The sequence below is a fragment of the Rossellomorea sp. y25 genome (assembly GCF_038049935.1).
In the GTDB taxonomy this organism is placed as follows: domain Bacteria; phylum Bacillota; class Bacilli; order Bacillales; family Bacillaceae_B; genus Rossellomorea.
Window position 1 is genome coordinate 1208067 of the sequence record NZ_CP145886.1, and the last position, 18962, is coordinate 1227028.

The following is an 18962-nucleotide window of genomic DNA, read 5'->3' on the forward strand; positions in this document are numbered from 1 at the left end:
GGTTGATGTCTGCCGGGCTGACATTTTCACTTGTGTAGTGTATTCGTCTTCAAGCGCTGTACTATAAAATCAATAGGATATACATAACAAACACGCCCTACATTAGGTATAATGATACGCGTAGTCTTTCAAAAATAGCATAATCATCAACAGGGGGAAATAAAACAATGTCAGAGTGGCCTAATTGCCCAAAATGTAATTCAGAATATACATACGAAGATGGAAGTCTGTTCGTTTGTCCGGAATGCGCTCATGAATGGACGGCAGAAGCAGCACCAGAGACGAATGAAGACGAAAAGGTTGTCAAAGACTCAAACGGAAACGTCCTAACCGATGGTGACTCCGTTTCAGTCATTAAAGACCTGAAAGTAAAAGGAAGCTCATCCGTCCTAAAGATGGGAACCAAAGTGAAAAACATCCGCCTGGTGGGAGGCGATCACGACATCGACTGCAAAATAGACGGCTTCGGAGCCATGAAACTAAAATCTGAATTTGTTAAAAAGATATAAGAATGAGTAAAGAGAGAGGGACGGACCTTCAAAAAGTTATAAGCCTTGTTTTAATGGGGATTATGCTGATTGAAGGTCCGTCCCTATCTTTAGGTGATACAATTATCGTGATGTGGCAGTTTGGTATATTATCTCGAAGGAGTGATGTTTGGTGAGTGGGTATCCAATGGGAGGAGCCATCCAGGTTGGTGATTCTATTATTGAAAGAAAGATCCGCTATGACTCAGAAGTGGTGGAACATCATTGTCGGCTGTTGCATGTAGGAAGTGAAGACATTGTTCTTTTTCATAAAATAGTAGAAAACTTTACGATGACAGCGAATCGGTCAAGCTTAACCATTTCTAAAGGCAGCTATACCCTGGCTTATTACTGGAAAGATCGACCTTATAATCTGTATATCTGGAGAGATCAAAAGGGGAAATATTTAGGTTCCTATTTTAATATTGTTAAAAATTCATACATAACTGATGGGATAGTATCGTTTGAGGATTTGATTATCGATGTGCTGGTTTTGCCCAATGGAGAAGCTTACGTGTTGGACGAAGATGAGTTACCCTTACCATTGGAAGAATTTGAGGCTGGTTCTGTTAAGGAATCTTTACAGGGATTATTAAATGATCTTGATACCCTTCTTCCTCAAATCATATCCGAGACAACAATTAATTTTCCTCATGAAGATCTTCATTCTTGGATCTGATGATACAGTGAAAAGTATGCCGGATTTTATACCAATAATAAAAAAGAAGAAAATCCTTGAACATGCCCATCGTGTTAATGTTTCTAATCGTTGAGATTGGTTTATGGGTGGAGTCGAAAAGGAATCTATTTTAAAGAAAGTCAAAGGAGAATGTAGTAAAATTAACCCGAAAATGTTACATATATTTACATACGTACTCCTGCTATATACGGGGATCTATCTATTGATTGAGAGTATTTGATTAAAGAGGGACGGACCTCCAAAAAGTATAATCCTTGTCTTAATTAAGGTTTATGCTGATTGGAGGTCCGTCCCTCATCTATCATCCATTTTCTACCATTTCTTTTAGAATAACGGCATGATTATGACGCTCATCTTTTGCACCGTATAGAAGAACTAAGCGTTCGTTTGTCGCCATTTCTTTTAGTTCTTGCAACTTACTTTGTTTTTCCTTATCTTGATTGATTTCATCTTTGTAGGCTTGTTTAAACTCCTCAAATTTTTGCGGATCATGATTGAACCATTTTCTTAGAGATGGACTGGGCGTAATCTCTTTCATCCAAGCATCAAGATTGGCATCCTCTTTTGAAATGCCACGTGGCCAAACCCGGTCGATTAATATCCGGTGGCCCCCTAGACGAGGAGGTTCATCATAGATTCTCTTTAGAACAATAGACATTTCTCGTCCTCCATTCGCAGTCGGTATACTTAAAGGATAAATTGAATCTCAGTGTGATGCAAAGATTTCTGAACCAAGTCTCGCACTGATTAGTATTCGGGTATCATGATGCAGCCACTTGACTCATATCGATTCTTCTTATTCCCTACATAAATAAACAAAATGGCCACCAATCGACCATTGACTGCAAAAGTATGGCATCCCATTTGAGGGACGGACCTCGAAAATTAGCTTAACCCCGATTCAATAAAGCTTTCGCTAATTAAAGGTCCGTCCCTCTCCTAAAACTCCCCATGCTCTTTTCCCCATGTATGCATCTGCTTGAGGATCGGCATAAGGGTCATGCCTAAATCAGTCATGGAGTATTCGACTTTGGGTGGGATGGTATCGTATTGGGTACGTTTGATGAAGCCATCTTCTTCGAGTTCTTTTAATTGTTGGCTCAATACTTTATGGGCCACGCCAGGTAGTAACCTGCGCAATTCATTATACCGAAGGGTCCCGTCCGTACCCAGATGCCACAGAATGACCGTCTTCCATTTGCCTCCGATTTTCTTCAGGGTATATTCAATGGAGCACTTCAGTTTCCCTTGTTGATCGATGGGTGTATCCATATCTGATCCAGTCCTTTCTTACCTTAAGGTTAGTTTCTCACAAAAAAGTGCATTCTTACATTAAGAAGTCCTGTTTCGTATAATGAGGACATGTTAGATGAAACGAATCAAAAAGAGGAGGAATATTGACGATGTTACCATATCCAAGATCGTTTTCACATATTGGACTATCCGTCCCAAATCTCGAAGAGGCCATTACATTTTACACTGAGGTATTCGGTTGGTACACCATCATGGAACCATCTGATGTCGAAAATGATGACACGGCAATCGGGCAGATGTGCCGTGATGTATTCGGCAATGATTGGGAGAAATTCAGAATTGCCCATCTGGCAACGGGTGATAAAATCGGAGTGGAGCTGTTTGAGTTCCCTCAAAACGAAAAGCCGGAAAATAACTTCGAGTATTGGAAAACAGGTCTCTTCCATTTCTGTATCCAGGACCCTGATGTAGAAGGCATGGTAGAAAAAATCAAACAGCATGGCGGTAAACAGCGGATGCCGATCCGTGAATATTATCCCGGTGAAAAGCCTTATCGCATGGTATATGTTGAAGATCCATTCGGTAATATTTTTGAGATTTACTCACATAGCTATGAATTAACTTATTCTGATGGGGCTTATTAATTTGATGCAAAAAAGCACGTTCAGTGTAGAGCGTGCTTTTTTCTCTTTGAAAAAAGGTTTTCCCTCACTGATGAAGAATTCATTATAGATACGTCTATTCATTAGGAGAGGAAAGGAAAGCTGAAATGAAGATAATGGAGTTACATAAAGTTTCAACCATGTTTTTAGACGCAGTGAAAGTGTTCTGGGGACAATGGGGAAGTGAAGATAATTATAGGTTTTATCACGATTGTATGTTTCATTCCTGTCGAACAGAAGAAGATCTGCCCCGATTTTATATCGCTTTACATGAAGAAAAAATCATCGGTACTTACGCTTTACTTAGAAATGATCTCAACAGCCGCCAAGATCTGTATCCATGGTTTGCATGCCTGTATGTAGACCCGGAACATAGAGGGCGCGGACTTGGTTCCAACCTTCTTGCCCATGCTCTGCAACAGGCCAATGAAAAAGGGTACAAACACCTCTACCTCACAACAGACTTGGAAGACTATTATGAAAAATACGGCTGGACTCATTCCACGGAAGCAATCGGATTGAGCGGAGATTCTATGAAAGTCTACCAAAAACGAACAAGTGAACAACCATAAAGCAGAAAAAAGCAGCAATGAGAATGTGAATGAACACGTTCTCTTGCTGCTTTTTTTAGAGGTCCGTCCCTCAAAAGATGATTTTCTTCTGCATTCGGTCCAGGAAGTATCCAATTACGACAGCTACCAGGGTAGGGAATGTCCAACCCAGGCCATTTTCACTCAGGGGAAGGAAGCCCAGGGTCGCTTGAATTCCATCCATTTGAATATTTAGTGTCATTAGCATTTCGTAAAAGGCAAATAATGTAGCGACACCAACCCCGTACACATACATTCTCTTACTTTCTCCAAAGAAATGCTGGAAGAGAGAGAGGACTACAAGCACAATAGCTACAGGATAAATAAAAACCAGTAACGGTGTAGCCACTTTTAAAATCAAATTCAGTCCAAGATTTGTAACGATCATACCAATCAGGATGAAAATCAATACATAAGTCTTATATGAATATTTCGGAAAAATTTCGTTGAAAAAACGTCCGCATGCATTAATGAGACCAATACAGGTCGTTAAGCAAGCGATCATCACAATCAAGCCAAACAATACGTTGCCACTGTATCCAAATAATTGCTGTGACGCCAGAACCAATATTTCTGCTCCATTTCGAAGTGGCTCGTCATGAGGAACCACTCGTCCGATCCATCCAAGTGAGAGATACACCATGATTAAGCCGACTGCTGCAATCACCCCTGCACTGACTGTTCCACGTATCACATCCCTTTTATGAGTGGCTCCTTTGTCTTTCAACCCATTGATAATCACAATCCCAAAAGCAAGGGCCGCTACAGCATCCATAGTGAAGTACCCTTCCAGAAACCCTTTAAGAAACGGATCGGACTGGAACTTTTCAGTCGCTTGAGCTTCCATGTAATCAAAGGTAATAAAGGCCCGTACACATAATATTGCTAATACAATGAGCAAAACTGGCGTCAAAAACTGACCGACAAGATCAATTACTTTCTTGGGATTGATGCTGAGTAAGTAGGTCAATCCGAAAAAGACGAGTGAGAATAAGAATAAAGGTAAACGTCCTTCCACACTGATCATTTGCATAAACCCGAGTTCATACGCAACATTCGACGCCCTTGGAATACCGTAAAGTGCTCCAATCGACATATAAATCACGATGGCAAACACAAGTCCGAAAACGGGGTGGACCCGTTGGCCAATCGATAATAATCCATTAGTAGAAAGTGATACTGAAATGATCGTCAAAAAAGGTAAAAACACCGCCGTTAGAATAAACCCGGCAATAGCTGCAACAAAGTAACTGCCTGATTCCATTCCTAGATAAGGCGGAAATATTAAATTTCCAGCACCGAAAAACAGTGAGAAAAGCATAAATCCTGAAACCAGCACATCTTTTTTTCTCAACGAAACCCCTCCTAATCCCTACCCAAACCATGATAGCTTCTATTGATTATTCTGATTATTTCACATAAAAAAACCCGTCCCTGACCAGGGACGAGTCATATTTTCTCGTCATGGAATTTTATTAATAAACACAATCTAGCACAGGAAGAAAGCGCAGTCAATGAATTTTCCTAATATAATATCAATTTCTATTTTTCTAGACTTGTATGACTATTTCAATGGATAAAACTTGTATAAGTTGGAACTTTTATCAAGTTCACCCGTATGTAAAGTATAGATTTCATAGAAAAGGGGAGTTGTAAAATGGATATTAGTTTTTTCTGGATAGCAGCGGGGCTCGCGGCCTTAGGATATTTTATAGGAGATGGGTTAAAGAACTTTGGTAACCCCAAAGCAAGCTTCTCAGAGTATCCCACGTTGATAAAAGAGAAAGATTTGCATCTTCATGTAGGTCTAACGAAAGAAGAAGTAACCGAATTGCTACATAAATTTCCCGAGGCTCCAAAAGTTGAGTTGAATGGAACGACCTATTATCCCTATCAGAGATTCATGGAGTGGATGGCATCTGGTGAGATATACAAAAAGTAATATTAGTCAGCCAGGCCCTCGGTACGCTGCTTAATATGTCCGGTGTGGGGCTTGGAACTTAATTCTATCAACTCTTAAATAATCTCCATAACTAGTAAATAAAAGAATGGCTAGTCAAAGTGCCGTTCACTTATGCACCTCTCTACCATATTTTATATGGAAAGGAGGTGTTAAGATGCCGATTATTACAACAAGAGGGATCATCTATTCTATTAAACAAGGAGATACACTTTATTCGATTGCAAACCAATTTGGCAGTACCATTGCCGCAATTGAAAGAGCGAATTATTTGTTTCCCCCTGTTACAGATCGAGGCTTGATTTTTCCAGGCGATGTGTTGGTTATTCCGACTTCAACCAATTCTCCGATTATGAGGTATATCGTTGCGAGTGGAGATACGCTTACAGGAATTGCAAATGCCTATAATAGTTTCGTGGACCTTATCGCGGGAGTGAACAATATCGATGATCCTGACTTTATTTATGTTGGCCAGCCGTTAATGATCCCTGCCCTGGCTTACAGGATTGTAAGTGGGGATACTTTATTTGCTATTTCCAGAAGGTTTGGTGTCTCCGTTTCAGCTATAGAAGAAGCAAATGCAGGTAGACCAGGTTTCCAACGGGATGTCATCTGGCCCGATTACCACTTGATCATTCCTATCCCTACTTCAAGGAATATCTTCGTGACAAAACCACTTCCAAGTTCATCGATAAGCAGCGGCCAAAGAGTTGAGGGATATGCAAGGGTTTTTGAAGCGGTCGTAAACTACCAGTTAAGAGACAATAACGGTGTGATCGTGACGAATGAGCGATTCGCCATGACAAATGAAGGAGCCCCGGAATATGGTTTTTTCAGTACGGCCATTCCTTTTGACCGTCCACCGACTGCGAGCTCCGGTGAACTCTGGGTATACAGCCGAAGTGCAAAAGATGGGAGCATTCAGGATCTCGTGAGAATAAAAGTGAACTTCTAGTGATGAAAGGAAGTTCAAATAAAAGAAGGTCGTGGGCACACGACCTTCTTTCTCCTATAACCCGACCGAAATATACTTAATTTCGAGATACTCTTCAATGCCATGATGTCCGCCCTCACGTCCAAGGCCACTTTGCTTGAATCCGCCAAATGGAGCCTGTGGAGTGGAAGGTAATCCATCATTCAGCCCTACAATTCCATACTCTAATTGCTCACTGATTCGAATACCCTTCGTAATATTCTCTGTGAATACATACGCAGCAAGTCCATAGATGGAATCATTTGCCCGCCCGATCGCTTCTTCTTCCGATTTAAACGTAGTGATGGGAGCGACTGGACCGAATGTTTCGTCTTTCATGCAAAGCATGTCATCAGTTACGTTAGTAAGAACAGTGGGTTCAAAATATAACCCGCTTTTTCCTTTGCCTCCATAAGCAATGGAAGCTCCTTTGTTTACAGCGTCTTCCACGTGTTTCTGGACTTTCTCGATCGCATTTTCATCAATTAAAGGTCCGATATCGACACCATCTTCGAGACCGTTCCCAACTTTCAAATCCTTTACTTTTTCCACGAGTTTTTCCGTGAACGAATCTACGACGGATTCATGAACATAGACACGGTTGGAGCAGACGCAGGTTTGACCGGCATTTCTGAATTTGGAGGCGATGACCCCATCGACGGCTTTTTCTAAATCAGAGTCGGCCATCACGATCACAGGTGCATGACCTCCGAGTTCCAGCGATATTTTTTTGACGGTGTCAGCCGATCCTTTCATCAGTACCTTCCCGACTTCCGTTGATCCCGTGAATGTCAGTTTTCGTACACGTGTGTCTTCCATCCACGCCTCCCCAATGGATTTCGAATCACCTGTCACCACGTTGATGACTCCTTTAGGAATACCGGCTTCTTCTGCCAGTGCCGCCATTTTCAGAGCAGTCAAAGGGGTTTGGTTTGCCGGTTTTATCACGACCGTACAGCCCGTGGCTAGTGCCGGTGCAACCTTACGTGTGATCATCGCGGCAGGGAAGTTCCATGGTGTGATGACGGCTACCACCCCAACAGGTTGCTTATGGACAAATAATCGCTTGTTTCGCTGAGTCGCCGGAATTTGTTCGCCATATACACGCTTTCCTTCTTCTGCATACCAGGAGATGAAGCCGTTGGCATATTGGATTTCACCGAGTGCTTCTTTTAGTGGTTTCCCTTGCTCCATGGTCATGGTCCGGGCAAGGTCCTCTTTATTCTCATCAATTAAATCATACCATTTTCGAATAAGTTCACTTCGTTCGTATGCAGAGTATTGGGACCACTCCTTGAATGCATCATAAGCCGCGTCAACAGCGCTGGCTGCTTCTTTTTTGCCTCCATCAGGGATCGTTGCAATCACTTCTGAAGTGGCGGGGTTGGTCACATCCCGTTTAGATAGATCCGATCCTAATTGTTCTCCGTTGATGATCATATTGTAGTGTTGCATAGTGTTCCTCCTTTTAATGTTTTATGAGATTTTCTTGGCATCATTATTTTCCAGATCTTTTGTGAAAATTTCGTCGTTTTCACCGATGAAGAATTTTTTACCGTAAAGCAATAAGCATAATAAAATTCCAACTGCGAATGCCCAAGTAGCACCTTTGGTGGCGAGTACTGCCCCTATAACTCCGGCAATGCCAAGGTCACGGTGACTTCGGGATTCCAATATCCCTACGCGAACGCTTACATAACCTTGGATCAGCAAAGTTAAGGCGAGGGCGATGCCTAGAATTGGTTGTACTAAACTTACAATAGGGAGAAGTAAGAGTCCAGTATTTGTACCCCATCTGAAGGACCCAGAACCCCCAAATATTGAATGCATTGCTTTTTTACCTTCTTTAAACCGTTCAATTACGACAACCTGCATGGCTGCCCATAGTGGACCTGCCATTGTGACATCAGGACCAAGTATACTCATAATGGTGTTGCGTCCACCGAAGACCATATGGGCACGATTCGGATTGTAATCGATCTTTTCATCACGGCGCACATCGTCCGCTTCATCAATTAGCGCCTTACTTTGTAAAACGTCTCCGAATAAGACGATATAAGCGGCTAATACAGTAGGCAAGGCTGTTACAAATAACATTGCCGGAGGGAAACCGAGCCCAAAGATGGTGTATTCACTCCAAAGTGTACCGAAGTCAGGATTAATGAGCCCCCACTCAATCGTTGGCCACGGTGCTTCTCCAAAGAGAGGTGCGATGATGACAGCGAGAATAATAATCGGAAAGATTCCCAGTTTTCCAATAAGTCCCCATAGTGCACTTTTGGCTTTCAGTTGATTGAAATGTTGAGAGAATATAATATAAAAGGCAATCCCTACTGCGATGGAAATGGTCCATGGAAAGCTTTCGAAACGCCCGCCAACCTGGAAGACAGAAATGATTGCTGCAAATCCTGCTCCTAAGATTACCCCCGATTTAATCGCCGGGGGAACGAATGTAACGACTTTTTTCGCTAATCCTGTCACCCCTAACAGGATGGAAAGTAAGCCGAGTGTAAGCTGGAAGGCGACCAGTGCGTGCACACGTTCCGATCCTTCTGGAAATGCTGATACATAAGCCATGATTAATGGAATCGCTGGAGTGATCCATCCGGGAACGACGGGGTCGCCGAGTAAGTGATGAGTTAAATAAAGAATTCCATTCAACAGTACAACGGCTAATGCAACTTCAAAAGGCATGCCTAGAAGTTCAATCATTAATGGAATCGCAGCTAAATCAACAGCACACATTAGCAAACCTTGGACATAATCCGGCCATTCAAATTTGTAGTGAATAAACGGGAGTCTTAATTTAAAAGGTCCCATTGGAATATATGGTGATTCCTCACCATCTTTTCGATTTCTCCACATCCTATATACCCCTTTTCTTAATTTGATAACAATGAACTGAAATCCTTTTTATTAATAGGCAGATTGATAGATTTGTTCAATTTCACTTTTGTTTAATTGACGTGGGTTATTGTTTAATAGTCTTTCAATCTTGCTTGCATCTTCAGCCATGTCAGAAAGTGCCGTTTCCGGAATGTCAAAGGAACGTAATCCAGTTGGAATATTGACTGCGGTGCATAATCGCTTCATGGAAATCACGGCTTTATCCGCTGCTTCTGCGTCCGATAAGGAGCGTACGTTTTCGCCCAGTGCTGCGGCAATGTCCCGGAAGCGCTCCATACAGGCAATTTTATTCCATTCCATGACATATGGAAGCAGGAGAGCATTACTGACCCCATGAGGAATATGATAGCGGCCGCCTAATGGATAGGCGAGTGCGTGAACGGCACCGACGCCGGCATTACCAAAAGCCATACCGGCCATTAAGCTTGCAGTCGCCATTTTTTCACGGGCTTCCAAATGGTTAGGATTGGCGTACGCTTTTGGCAGATTCTCCGAAATCATTCGTATCGCATAAATGGCCAAGGCATCTGTTATGGGTGAAGCGTGAACCGAGATATATGCTTCAATGGCATGAACCAATGCGTCCACTCCGCTTGCTGCAGTGACTGAAGGCGGCATGGTCAGCGTCATTTCCGGTGCTACAATCGCCACATCAGGAAGCAAGTAGTCACTCACGATTCCTTTTTTGAGCTGAGCTTCTGTGTCAGAAAGGATCGATATATTCGTTACTTCTGAACCTGTTCCGGCAGTGGTCGGTAGAGTGATGATAGGTGCGCCTTTTTGTGGAACAAGGTCTGTACCGATCAGTTCTGACAGGCTGCCATCAAAACCTGCGTAAACAGAAACACTTTTTGCTATATCGATCGCACTTCCGCCCCCGATAGCAATCAAGCCATCATGATTCCCTTCTATAAAAACTTTCGTGCAATCTTCCACAATAGAGAGCTCAGGGTCAGGTTTAACGCCTGTGAATATTCCGTAAGTAAGCCCTTTCAAAAATGGGGTGATTTGATCAACCACCCCGACTTTTTGGAGGACTTCATCTGTGACGATTAGTGGGTTTTGAATTTGGAGGCGCTTGATTTCATCCGGTAAAACTTCTGTTGCTCCTTTTCCTGTCACCAATTTGTTAGCAATTTTAAAAGTTGAGATTGTCATGAAAAGTATCTCCTTTCGATTCTTCTATAAACAGTAATGCAAGTTCTGTGCCAACTTTCTGAAAAGTATGAACAGAAGGAAGGAGGTTTGTAAGGCTGTCGAAAAATAGTCAAATCCGATTATAAAAATAATCAAAAAAGAGAGCCTTGATTCTAAAAGTAATCAAAGCTCCCATTTCTTCATTTTTTGGACGATCGTGGATTGACTGACTTCGAGGACTTCTGCTGCTTTTCTCGTTGTTTTATATTTTCGTATTGCATTAGTGATCAATTGTTTCTCTACTCGATCCACGGCCTCTTTTAAAGGAAGAATTTCTCCTTCATAAAATGCGTCTGGTTTCTTGATGGATTCACTTAATTCAGGTGGGAGATCTTCACGTCCGATTGTTTCTAAAGGAGTGATAACGACTAAGCGCTCAATCAAATTTTTTAATTCTCGAATATTACCAGGCCAATCGTATTCATGTAAACAATCCAATGCCTCAATGCTCATCACTTTGCTTGATCCATATTCATCATTGAAGCTTTGTAAAAAGTGTTGAGAAAGGGGAATGATTTCTTCGCGACGCTGACGCAGGGAAGGGATTTGAACTGGAACGACGTTTAAACGGTAATATAAGTCTTCGCGAAATTCCCCTATTTCCACTAAGTTCTTAATGTTTTTATGAGAAGCAGCGATGATTCGAACATTAATTTGTTTGAGTTTTGAAGAACCAATGGGAATGAATGCTTGATCTTCAATGACCTTTAATAGTTTTACTTGAAGCTCCAAAGGAAGATCACCGATTTCATCAAGGAATAACGTGCCATTATCCGCCACTTCCAGCAATCCTTTTTTTCCTTTAGATAAAGCACCGGTGAAAGCACCTGATTCATACCCGAATAATTCTGCCTCTATTAAACTTGGAGGGAAGGCTCCGCAGTTAAGCTCTAGAAAACTGCTGGTCGAACGATTCGAATGCTCGTGTATGTATTTTGCAATCATCGTTTTCCCAACACCGGTTTCCCCCTGCAAGAGGACTTTTACATCCGTTTTGGCTACTCGATTAATGGTGGTGAAAACCTTCTTCATCCTTTCACTGGAATAGATGGATGACTTCTCTGCTTCATTAGAAAACGTAGCATTCGAACTTTGGCGGAGGTTCTTTAGTTCTTGCAGCTCATCAATTTGCAGTTTTAATTTTAACAGTTCGGTGATATCACGAACACTGTTTACAACGTATAAGATTTCATCGTCATCATTGAAAATCGGTGTACCGGACACGATGATTTTTCTTCCATTGTGAATGGACTGCATCAATGTAATCGGTCTTTTTTCTTTCAAGACCTGGATGGAGGCAGACTTGGATATATATCCAGCCTTAATGAGCTCTTCCATATGATAACCGATAAGTTGCTCGGATTTGAGGTCCGCTATTCTTTCATAGGATTTGTTTACCTTGACCGTAATACCATGTCCATCTGTAATGAAGACCCCATCATAAAGGGAATTGATTATATCATTGAAAACAGGACTTTCAAGTAGCTCACTATATTGATTTTTTTTCAACCTTATCTTTGGAGGAGAATGATGGAACATTATTTTCTTGAGAATTTCACCAATCGATTCCCCGAGATGACCATCATGAAAAATCGTATTCATATCATCAAGCGTAAGAATTCCGACAATCTCATTCTCATGATTCACAACCTCCAGAGCATCCACCCCAGATTCTGAAAATAATTCAATCGCACGATCCACCTCATCTGAAACTAGCAGCTTCATACAAAATCCTCTCCCATTCAACATGCTACTTCGTTAACTCTATTCTACACTAAAGTGATGAGGGACGGACCTTCACTTCCCATGAGCCTGACTAGAAAGGGTGTTTAAATCGTATCTCTCTGAGGGAACATAAACCATATGAAGATTTCAGGGAGGTATGCATATGAAAGCCATCATCATTGATCAATACGGAGACAAAGACGTATTACAAGAAAAAGAACTCGACCAACCAAGAATCGGAGACAATCAAATCTTATTGGAAAATCATGCAACATCCATTAATCCAATTGATTGGAAGGTACGGGCAGGATACTTGAAAGACATGCTCGACTTTGAATTTCCAATCATCCTTGGATGGGATGCAGCAGGTGTGATTGCAGAAAAAGGCAAGAATGTGAAGGGGTTTGAAGTCGGTGACAGAGTATTCGCCAGACCGGCAACGACAAGGCTGGGTACATATGCTGAGTATGTGGCAGTAGATGATAAACTCCTCGCCCAAATGCCTGACAGCATGAGCTTTGAAGAGGCTGCTGCCATTCCCCTTGCCGGATTAACGGCTTGGCAATGCTTAGTAGATTTTGGACAAATCAAAGAAGGGGATAAGGTGCTCATCCATGCGGGATCCGGTGGAGTAGGTAATTTCGCGATTCAGATTGCGAAAAGCTTCGGAGCACACGTCGCGACTACGGCAAGTAGCAAAAATGAAGAGTTCGTCAAATCATTGGGTGCTGATCAGTTCATCAATTATAAAGAAGAAGATTTCAGTGAGGTGCTGCAAGAGTTTGACTTAGTACTGGATTCCATGGGTGGGGAAGTCCAATCAAACAGCTATAAGGTGCTTAAGAAAAACGGAAAGCTCGTATCCATTGCACAGCCTCCATCTGAGGAAGAAGCGGCAAAGTACGGTGTGAAAGCCGAATTCTTGTGGCTCGATCCTAAGGGAGAGCAACTGGCCAAGCTTGCCGACCTGTACGAGTCCGGTCAATTGAAGCCTGTAATCGGAGAGACATTTGAGCTGAGTAAGCAAGGATTAAAGGACGCCCACGCATTAAGCGAAACACATCACGCTCAAGGGAAAATCGTGATTAAAGTGAAATGAAAATGGGAGGGACGGACCTTGATGGAAGGTCCGTCCCTCTTTGCTACTTCTTCCCCTCACCATCATCTTCATCCTCCACGATCGTTTCCTGCTCCTCGTGAAATTCCACTTCCGTCTGTCCAGTCACTTGATCAAACGGTGTGTAAAAGAGGGTAACGCTTTTCTTTTTTACAAACACCTTATATAAGCCGATCCGCACCAATATGGTTAAGGCAGTTGGGAAACCTACAACCAAAAGATTGATCGGATCCATATCAGGAATCTCCGCCAGCGGTTGTCACGGATACAGCCGAAATGGTTGCAATCATCGTTGCTTGCTGCGCTTGTATGAGTGTTTCAATGGCAGTCGATAAACTCGCCTGCATCACTGTAGAGTTCGTAATCTTATCGCTGATCAAAAGGTTCACGGCCATCATTAAATTGATATCCTTGTGCCACTTGAAGTACTTATCAGAGTTAAGTTCTTCCCAGACATCCTTTACTTGATTCACTAAGCTAGAGTCGGCATTTACAAAAGATAGTAGAGCGATTTGAGGATAGAACATCGCCTTCGTCTTGATGCCTGCTTGCTTCATGGTATCAAACAAATGAATGCAGCGGCTGACAAGCTCATCTTGAGACGCTTCCTCGTGCAGGGAAAGAATGTGACTCATGCTTTGCAGATCATTCCCTTTTCTGAATCCTGCATCGTTCAATTTCGTATAGAAGCCTTCAATCGTATGGACCATCTCACTCTGATCACCTTCTCTTTGAGCAAGCAGAGTAGCGAAGGGATAATCACTATGTCCTGTTAAAAAGAAATGCTGGGCTCTCATTTCTTTATAAACCTTCATTGCACGATAGGACAAATCTGTACTGTAATCATCATTTGAAAGCAGGGTCATGGCAGCTATATAGGTAAACGTTCCTCTAGAAAATCCAGCTTCCACTAAAGAATCATATAAGGCAAGAAATTCATGGAACTTTACTTCTGGCGTTTCAAAACGTGTATCAAGCATCCCCGCAAAAGTAAATCGAATTTCATGCTTTAACGTCGAAAATGCACCGACTTCATTTTTAAGATAATCACTGACTTCTACAAAACGGTCCAGGTCAAATGCGCGTTCATTCGTTACGTACAATGAAGCGACCATCATTAAGGAACGGGAGTCCGATACCTTCCAGCGCAATTTCTTCTTTAATTGTGAATAGATATCCTTGTATTTCTTCACTTTACTCATTACATCTTCCATTCATTGCACATCCCTTATTTTGTTAGTTAGTAAGATATACGAGTGTATGGAAAAAAAGTTTCATGCAAACTATGTAAAGGAAACTTGACGTTAAGTTTCCTTTACACTATGATATGGAAATATAAGGAGGTATCCCTCTTTGAAAAATAAACTAGTAGAATACCGGAAGACGTTTGGATACTCACAGGAAAGATTGGCGGCTAAATTAGGGGTATCAAGGCAAACCATCATCTCGATTGAAAAAGGGAAGTATGACCCTTCTTTGAATCTGGCTTTTCAGCTGGCAAATGTATTCGAAGTGTCAATTGAAGAGATTTTTATTTATGAAGAGAAAGGGGGAAAGAAATAGTGCAAACAAAGGCATACCTGGTTTTAGGATGGGTTCTGGTCATACAGACTGCTTTCTTGTTCTTTGTCGGCATAACGGCAAAGGAATTTCCATATTTTGCTCTTACTCCCATGTCATTGACTGTTTTAAGTTTTTGTATGTATTATCTCTATCCACAGTTTAAACAAAAGGATGAGCGGATGAAGATGATCCGGGAAAAGGGGATCTATTATTCGTATTTTGCCATCTTGGTGTTTCACATCATTTTCATGACCATTCTGCAGTTTGACGTGATCCACCTAACAGCAATGAACCTATTAAATGTCCTGACCAGCCTCACCATCATGACCGTATTTATCTCCATGGTGATTGTGGCGAGAATCTACTAAAGTAAAGAGGGACGGACCTTGATTCCTAAGGTCCGTCCCTCATCATCTTCATCATCAATCTTTTTCCTGATCCACTATTTTCAATGGAGATGCATCGTCACTCTCTTCCACTATATGTTTCAGCTTGGACAGCTTATTGGTCCAGAACTGCTCGTAATATGAGAGCCAGTCTTTTAACTCAGCTAGAGGCTCAGGTTGTAATCGATAGATTTTTTCCCTGCCCACTTTTTCACCATAGACCAATTCAGCTTCAGAAAGAATGGTGAGATGCTTGGCGATGGCTGTTCGACTGATTGGAAAATGAGAGGTCAGTGCTGAGATGGGCATCTCTTTTTCGGAAAGTAACCTTAGGACCTCCCTGCGAGTCGGGTCTGCGATCGCCTGGAATACATCATGTTTAGCTGCAGACACTTATCCTTCCACAACCTTCCTAAGCCTCTGATCCACAATGCCGACCCAGCCGTTGGCCATTCTGTCACGAATAACAGAGCTTTTTTCATGCGCTTTGGATACAACCGCATCATCATGCTTCCAGCCGCCATGGATAAGCGTAAATTCTGTTTGATCTCCTACCTCTTTTAAGAGAAAAGTAACCACCCACCCATCTGTATCCCATGAGAAGGACAACTTGTAAGGGGGATCTAGCTCCAATACCTTACAAGGAGAAGGTCCAAAAGGGGATTGAATATGAAATTCGTGACCGACTTCCGGTTTGAAATCATTGGGCATGAACCAAGAGGAAATACTGTCTGATGTGGAAACCGTGTCCCATACTTTTTGGATGGGAGCGTTGAATAAAACGGTTTGTTTAATATCTTCTAATTGATTTGATTTCATGAATGTCGCCTGCTTTCTTTGGTTGAAATAACACCAATTGGTTTTGTATTTATAATATAACACCTTTTGGTTTCGTGTCAATGGTGGTGTGATGAAAGAAGGAGAAAGGTGGGAGATTGTAGAAGTAGAGTTCTTGGCGTAATTGATTACGTCTTTGATTGGTAGTATTGGTGTAATAGGTGAATTTTATTTGATTTTCATCCGTTGATTTAGGTGGTGCATTTAACAGGCAAATAAACGACGATATTCACCTGTTGAAATTTGCAGGAAATTTAACAGGCAAATCATTTTGTGGCAAAGTACCGGTCACACAATAGCACAGAATGACAGGAGGACTTACCATCCGAATGGTACATTTAGATAGCAGGGAGGAGATAAGCAATGGAAATGCTTAATAGGATGAATGATTGCATCCAGTATATCGAGGACAATCTTGATGGAGAAATCGAGACGGATGAATTGGCCCGGTTGTCACTCAGTTCAAAATTTCACTTTCAGAGGCTGTTTTCACTTGTGACAGGTTTTACCGTAGCCGATTACATCAGGAAGAGGAGACTCACATTAGCGGCTCAGGAACTGACTAATACGAATGCCAAAGTCATCGATGTTGCTCTTAAGTACGGATATGAGACACCAGAGTCCTTCTCGAAAGCCTTTCGAAGGGCTCACGGAGTATCCCCATCCCAAGTGAGGGAATCAGGCACTCCCTTAAAAGCATTTCCACGCATCTCATTCCAAATCCAACTTAAAGGGGAAGTCGAAATGGATTACAAGATTGAGGAAAAAGAAGCATTTCAAGTGATTGGAAAAGGTAAAAGAGTTTCAACGTGTAACGGTGAGAATTTGAAAGACATTCCTGCATTTTGGAATGAAGTGAACACGACTGATTTAGATAGGAAGATTTGTGAAGCAGCTGGAAATAACGAGATGCTCGGGATTTGTATGGAGTTTGATCATCCAAATGAAGAGTTCACGTATTTTATCGGGGCTGGGAAGAAGACAGATAATAATCATACACTAGAGGTAAAAGAGATTCCCGCTGCAACATGGGCTGTCTTCGAATCAGTCGGGCCGATGCCACACGCGATCCAAATCGTCTGGAAGCGAATCTTCTCTGAATGGTTCCCTTCCACAGGGTATGAACATGCAGGCGGTCCCGAGTTTGAATTATACCCGCCGGGAAATCCGAATGACGAAAACTATCGTTGTGAGGTGTGGGTTCCGATTATGAAGAAATAATGGCAGATGGCCTCCAGTTCATGAATGGGGGCTTTTTTGTCATTCATCTGGACTTTTGATTGGGATACTCATCAATTCAGTTATGAAAAGTCCATTTTGATAGTGAAAGTCATATGATTTAAATCGCGGGGGAAGGTAAGTAGGGTTTTATTATCGACTTTAACGTGTTTATTATCGACTCTTGAGATATATTATCGACTTTCGTCCATATATTATCGAGTTCGATTCTATTCAATTTGCCCATTACTGAAATATTTCCTCATCCCTCAACATTGGCTTCCTACTATTATTAACTCAGTAAAGTAAACCAGCTTACTCTCAACCAATAACTGCATTCCTTCAATATTGTCCCCCCACGCATAATACTATAGAATCATATATACATACATATTGGGGTGAAAACGATTGAATTATAAACGAATTAAACCGCGAAAAATATATGAAGAAGTGGCTGAGGTTTTGATCGATATGATTAAATCGGGTCAGTTGAAGTCAGGCGACAAGCTGGATTCCGTTCAGCAGTTGGCTGAGAATTTTCAAGTGGGCCGCTCGGCTGTCCGTGAAGCATTGAGCGCGTTAAGGGCGATGGGATTAGTTGAAATGCATCAGGGTGAAGGTACATATGTAAGAGAATTCGATTCAAGCATGCTTTCTCTTCCCATATATATTGCAGCCTTAATGAAAAAAGATGACGTAAAACAATTGCTGGAAGTGCGGAGGATATTAGAGGTAGGTGCTGTTGAAGCGGCTGCTTCGAGAAGAACCGACGAGCAGCTTAAAGAAATTAAAACGGCTTTAGATCAGATGCATTCAGCCAGTGATGAAGAACTGGGGGAAGAAGCAGACTTCCGTTTCCACATGGCGATTGCCAAGGCTTCACAAAATGAACTGTTGACGGGCCTCATGAACAATGTGTCGGAAATGATGGTCACCACCATGAGAGAAACGCGACGTCTCTGGCTATATTCAAAAAAGTCGACCTTGGATCGCTTATACCAGGAACACCAAAACATCTACGAAGCCATCGAAGCAAAAGACGGACAAAAAGCACAGCAACTCATGCTCCAACATCTACATAGCGTCGAAGAAGTCCTCATGAAATACTTCGAGGACATCCAAGAATAAGAGGGACGGACCTCCAAAAAAGACCAAACCTTGATTTAACAAGGATTGAGCTTTGATGAAGGTCCGTCCCTCTTGATTTTTTATAAAATTACAAAAATAAGGTTGTGGTATGTAAGCGTTTTATTTATACTGTTACATATATTAGTCATCTGATGACCTGTTAACATGATTTGTTGGGGAGTTTGTGGGAGAAAATGAAATTCACTTTTAGAGGGGGA

The 18962-nt window shown here is 41.9% G+C and carries 22 protein-coding genes; 11 read left to right on the forward strand and 11 right to left on the reverse strand.

Going from position 1 to position 18962, the window contains the following annotated elements; translation table 11 throughout:
- Positions 1-167: 167 nt before the first annotated feature.
- Both AAEM60_RS05930 and AAEM60_RS05935 read left to right on the forward strand, forming a co-directional pair.
- Positions 168-509 carry a zinc ribbon domain-containing protein YjdM gene (locus AAEM60_RS05930; protein ID WP_299744668.1) on the forward strand — a complete coding sequence of 114 codons (342 nt, stop codon included), beginning with the start codon at positions 168-170 and terminating at the stop codon, positions 507-509.
- Between the two features lie 166 nt (positions 510-675).
- The gene (locus AAEM60_RS05935) at positions 676-1206 is read left to right on the forward strand and encodes a DUF402 domain-containing protein (protein WP_299745133.1); all 531 of its coding nucleotides are present in this window, start codon (positions 676-678) and stop codon (positions 1204-1206) included.
- Positions 1207-1528: 322 nt separating this feature from the next.
- Here the strand turns inward: AAEM60_RS05935 and AAEM60_RS05940 are convergent, their stop codons facing one another.
- On the reverse strand, positions 1529-1885 hold the full coding sequence (locus AAEM60_RS05940; protein WP_341357654.1) for a DUF488 family protein: 357 nt from the start codon (positions 1883-1885) through the stop codon (positions 1529-1531).
- A gap of 281 nt (positions 1886-2166) precedes the next feature.
- Positions 2167-2499 carry a helix-turn-helix domain-containing protein gene (locus AAEM60_RS05945; protein ID WP_299744674.1) on the reverse strand — a complete coding sequence of 111 codons (333 nt, stop codon included), beginning with the start codon at positions 2497-2499 and terminating at the stop codon, positions 2167-2169.
- Positions 2500-2630: 131 nt separating this feature from the next.
- Between AAEM60_RS05945 and AAEM60_RS05950 the strand changes: the two genes are divergently transcribed.
- Together AAEM60_RS05950 and AAEM60_RS05955 are read left to right on the forward strand one after the other, a co-directional pair.
- Positions 2631-3125, forward strand: a complete 495-nt coding sequence (locus AAEM60_RS05950; protein ID WP_299744676.1) for a lactoylglutathione lyase family protein — start codon at positions 2631-2633, stop codon at positions 3123-3125.
- Between the two features lie 125 nt (positions 3126-3250).
- Complete coding sequence (locus AAEM60_RS05955) at positions 3251-3715, forward strand: GNAT family N-acetyltransferase (protein WP_299744679.1); 465 nt, start codon at positions 3251-3253, stop codon at positions 3713-3715.
- Between the two features lie 70 nt (positions 3716-3785).
- On the opposite strand, the gene brnQ is transcribed toward AAEM60_RS05955, so the two are convergent.
- Positions 3786-5087, reverse strand: a complete 1302-nt coding sequence (gene brnQ, locus AAEM60_RS05960; protein ID WP_341357655.1) for a branched-chain amino acid transport system II carrier protein — start codon at positions 5085-5087, stop codon at positions 3786-3788.
- Between the two features lie 303 nt (positions 5088-5390).
- Between brnQ and AAEM60_RS05965 the strand changes: the two genes are divergently transcribed.
- Both AAEM60_RS05965 and AAEM60_RS05970 read left to right on the forward strand, forming a co-directional pair.
- A complete protein-coding gene (locus AAEM60_RS05965; protein ID WP_299744684.1) occupies positions 5391-5675 on the forward strand; it encodes a DNA-binding protein in 285 nt (94 codons plus the stop codon).
- Between the two features lie 175 nt (positions 5676-5850).
- Entirely contained in the window at positions 5851-6648 is a 798-nt protein-coding gene (locus AAEM60_RS05970) for a LysM peptidoglycan-binding domain-containing protein (protein ID WP_299744687.1), read from the forward strand.
- Positions 6649-6702: 54 nt separating this feature from the next.
- On the opposite strand, the gene AAEM60_RS05975 is transcribed toward AAEM60_RS05970, so the two are convergent.
- The 4 genes from AAEM60_RS05975 to AAEM60_RS05990 form a co-directional block, all read right to left on the reverse strand.
- Positions 6703-8121 (reverse strand): NAD-dependent succinate-semialdehyde dehydrogenase, encoded by a 1419-nt coding sequence (locus AAEM60_RS05975; RefSeq protein ID WP_299744690.1) that lies wholly within the window; start codon positions 8119-8121, stop codon positions 6703-6705.
- Between the two features lie 21 nt (positions 8122-8142).
- On the reverse strand, positions 8143-9531 hold the full coding sequence (locus tag AAEM60_RS05980; protein WP_341357656.1) for a hypothetical protein: 1389 nt from the start codon (positions 9529-9531) through the stop codon (positions 8143-8145).
- 51 nt (positions 9532-9582) lie between these two features.
- On the reverse strand, positions 9583-10731 hold the full coding sequence (locus tag AAEM60_RS05985; RefSeq protein ID WP_341357657.1) for an iron-containing alcohol dehydrogenase: 1149 nt from the start codon (positions 10729-10731) through the stop codon (positions 9583-9585).
- Positions 10732-10893: 162 nt separating this feature from the next.
- Positions 10894-12495 carry a sigma 54-interacting transcriptional regulator gene (locus AAEM60_RS05990; RefSeq protein WP_299744698.1) on the reverse strand — a complete coding sequence of 534 codons (1602 nt, stop codon included), beginning with the start codon at positions 12493-12495 and terminating at the stop codon, positions 10894-10896.
- A gap of 163 nt (positions 12496-12658) precedes the next feature.
- Here AAEM60_RS05990 and AAEM60_RS05995 point away from each other — a divergent pair, with 163 nt between their 5' ends.
- Positions 12659-13594 carry an NADP-dependent oxidoreductase gene (locus tag AAEM60_RS05995; protein ID WP_341357658.1) on the forward strand — a complete coding sequence of 312 codons (936 nt, stop codon included), beginning with the start codon at positions 12659-12661 and terminating at the stop codon, positions 13592-13594.
- A gap of 43 nt (positions 13595-13637) precedes the next feature.
- Here the strand turns inward: AAEM60_RS05995 and AAEM60_RS06000 are convergent, their stop codons facing one another.
- Positions 13638-13847 (reverse strand): DUF3951 domain-containing protein, encoded by a 210-nt coding sequence (locus tag AAEM60_RS06000; RefSeq protein WP_299744704.1) that lies wholly within the window; start codon positions 13845-13847, stop codon positions 13638-13640.
- A 1-nt stretch (position 13848) separates the two neighbouring features.
- Positions 13849-14826 carry a DUF4003 family protein gene (locus tag AAEM60_RS06005; protein WP_299744707.1) on the reverse strand — a complete coding sequence of 326 codons (978 nt, stop codon included), beginning with the start codon at positions 14824-14826 and terminating at the stop codon, positions 13849-13851.
- Between the two features lie 139 nt (positions 14827-14965).
- On the opposite strand from AAEM60_RS06005, the gene AAEM60_RS06010 reads away from it, so the two are divergent.
- Positions 14966-15175: a helix-turn-helix transcriptional regulator gene (locus tag AAEM60_RS06010; RefSeq protein ID WP_299744710.1), complete on the forward strand. Its 210-nt coding sequence runs from the start codon at positions 14966-14968 to the stop codon at positions 15173-15175.
- Positions 15175-15543 (forward strand): permease, encoded by a 369-nt coding sequence (locus AAEM60_RS06015; RefSeq protein ID WP_299744713.1) that lies wholly within the window; start codon positions 15175-15177, stop codon positions 15541-15543. The genes AAEM60_RS06010 and AAEM60_RS06015 overlap by 1 nt, the downstream gene beginning before the upstream one ends.
- Positions 15544-15597: 54 nt before the next feature.
- Here AAEM60_RS06015 and AAEM60_RS06020 read toward each other — a convergent pair whose 3' ends face one another.
- Together AAEM60_RS06020 and AAEM60_RS06025 are read right to left on the reverse strand one after the other, a co-directional pair.
- The gene (locus tag AAEM60_RS06020; protein WP_299744716.1) at positions 15598-15954 is read right to left on the reverse strand and encodes a metalloregulator ArsR/SmtB family transcription factor; all 357 of its coding nucleotides are present in this window, start codon (positions 15952-15954) and stop codon (positions 15598-15600) included.
- Positions 15955-16380, reverse strand: coding sequence for an SRPBCC domain-containing protein (locus AAEM60_RS06025; RefSeq protein ID WP_341357659.1), 426 nt, complete (start codon positions 16378-16380; stop codon positions 15955-15957).
- A gap of 381 nt (positions 16381-16761) precedes the next feature.
- On the opposite strand from AAEM60_RS06025, the gene AAEM60_RS06030 reads away from it, so the two are divergent.
- Both AAEM60_RS06030 and AAEM60_RS06035 read left to right on the forward strand, forming a co-directional pair.
- Complete coding sequence (locus AAEM60_RS06030) at positions 16762-17619, forward strand: AraC family transcriptional regulator (RefSeq protein ID WP_341357660.1); 858 nt, start codon at positions 16762-16764, stop codon at positions 17617-17619.
- Between the two features lie 405 nt (positions 17620-18024).
- A complete protein-coding gene (locus AAEM60_RS06035; RefSeq protein ID WP_341357661.1) occupies positions 18025-18744 on the forward strand; it encodes a FadR/GntR family transcriptional regulator in 720 nt (239 codons plus the stop codon).
- Positions 18745-18962 lie beyond the last annotated feature (218 nt).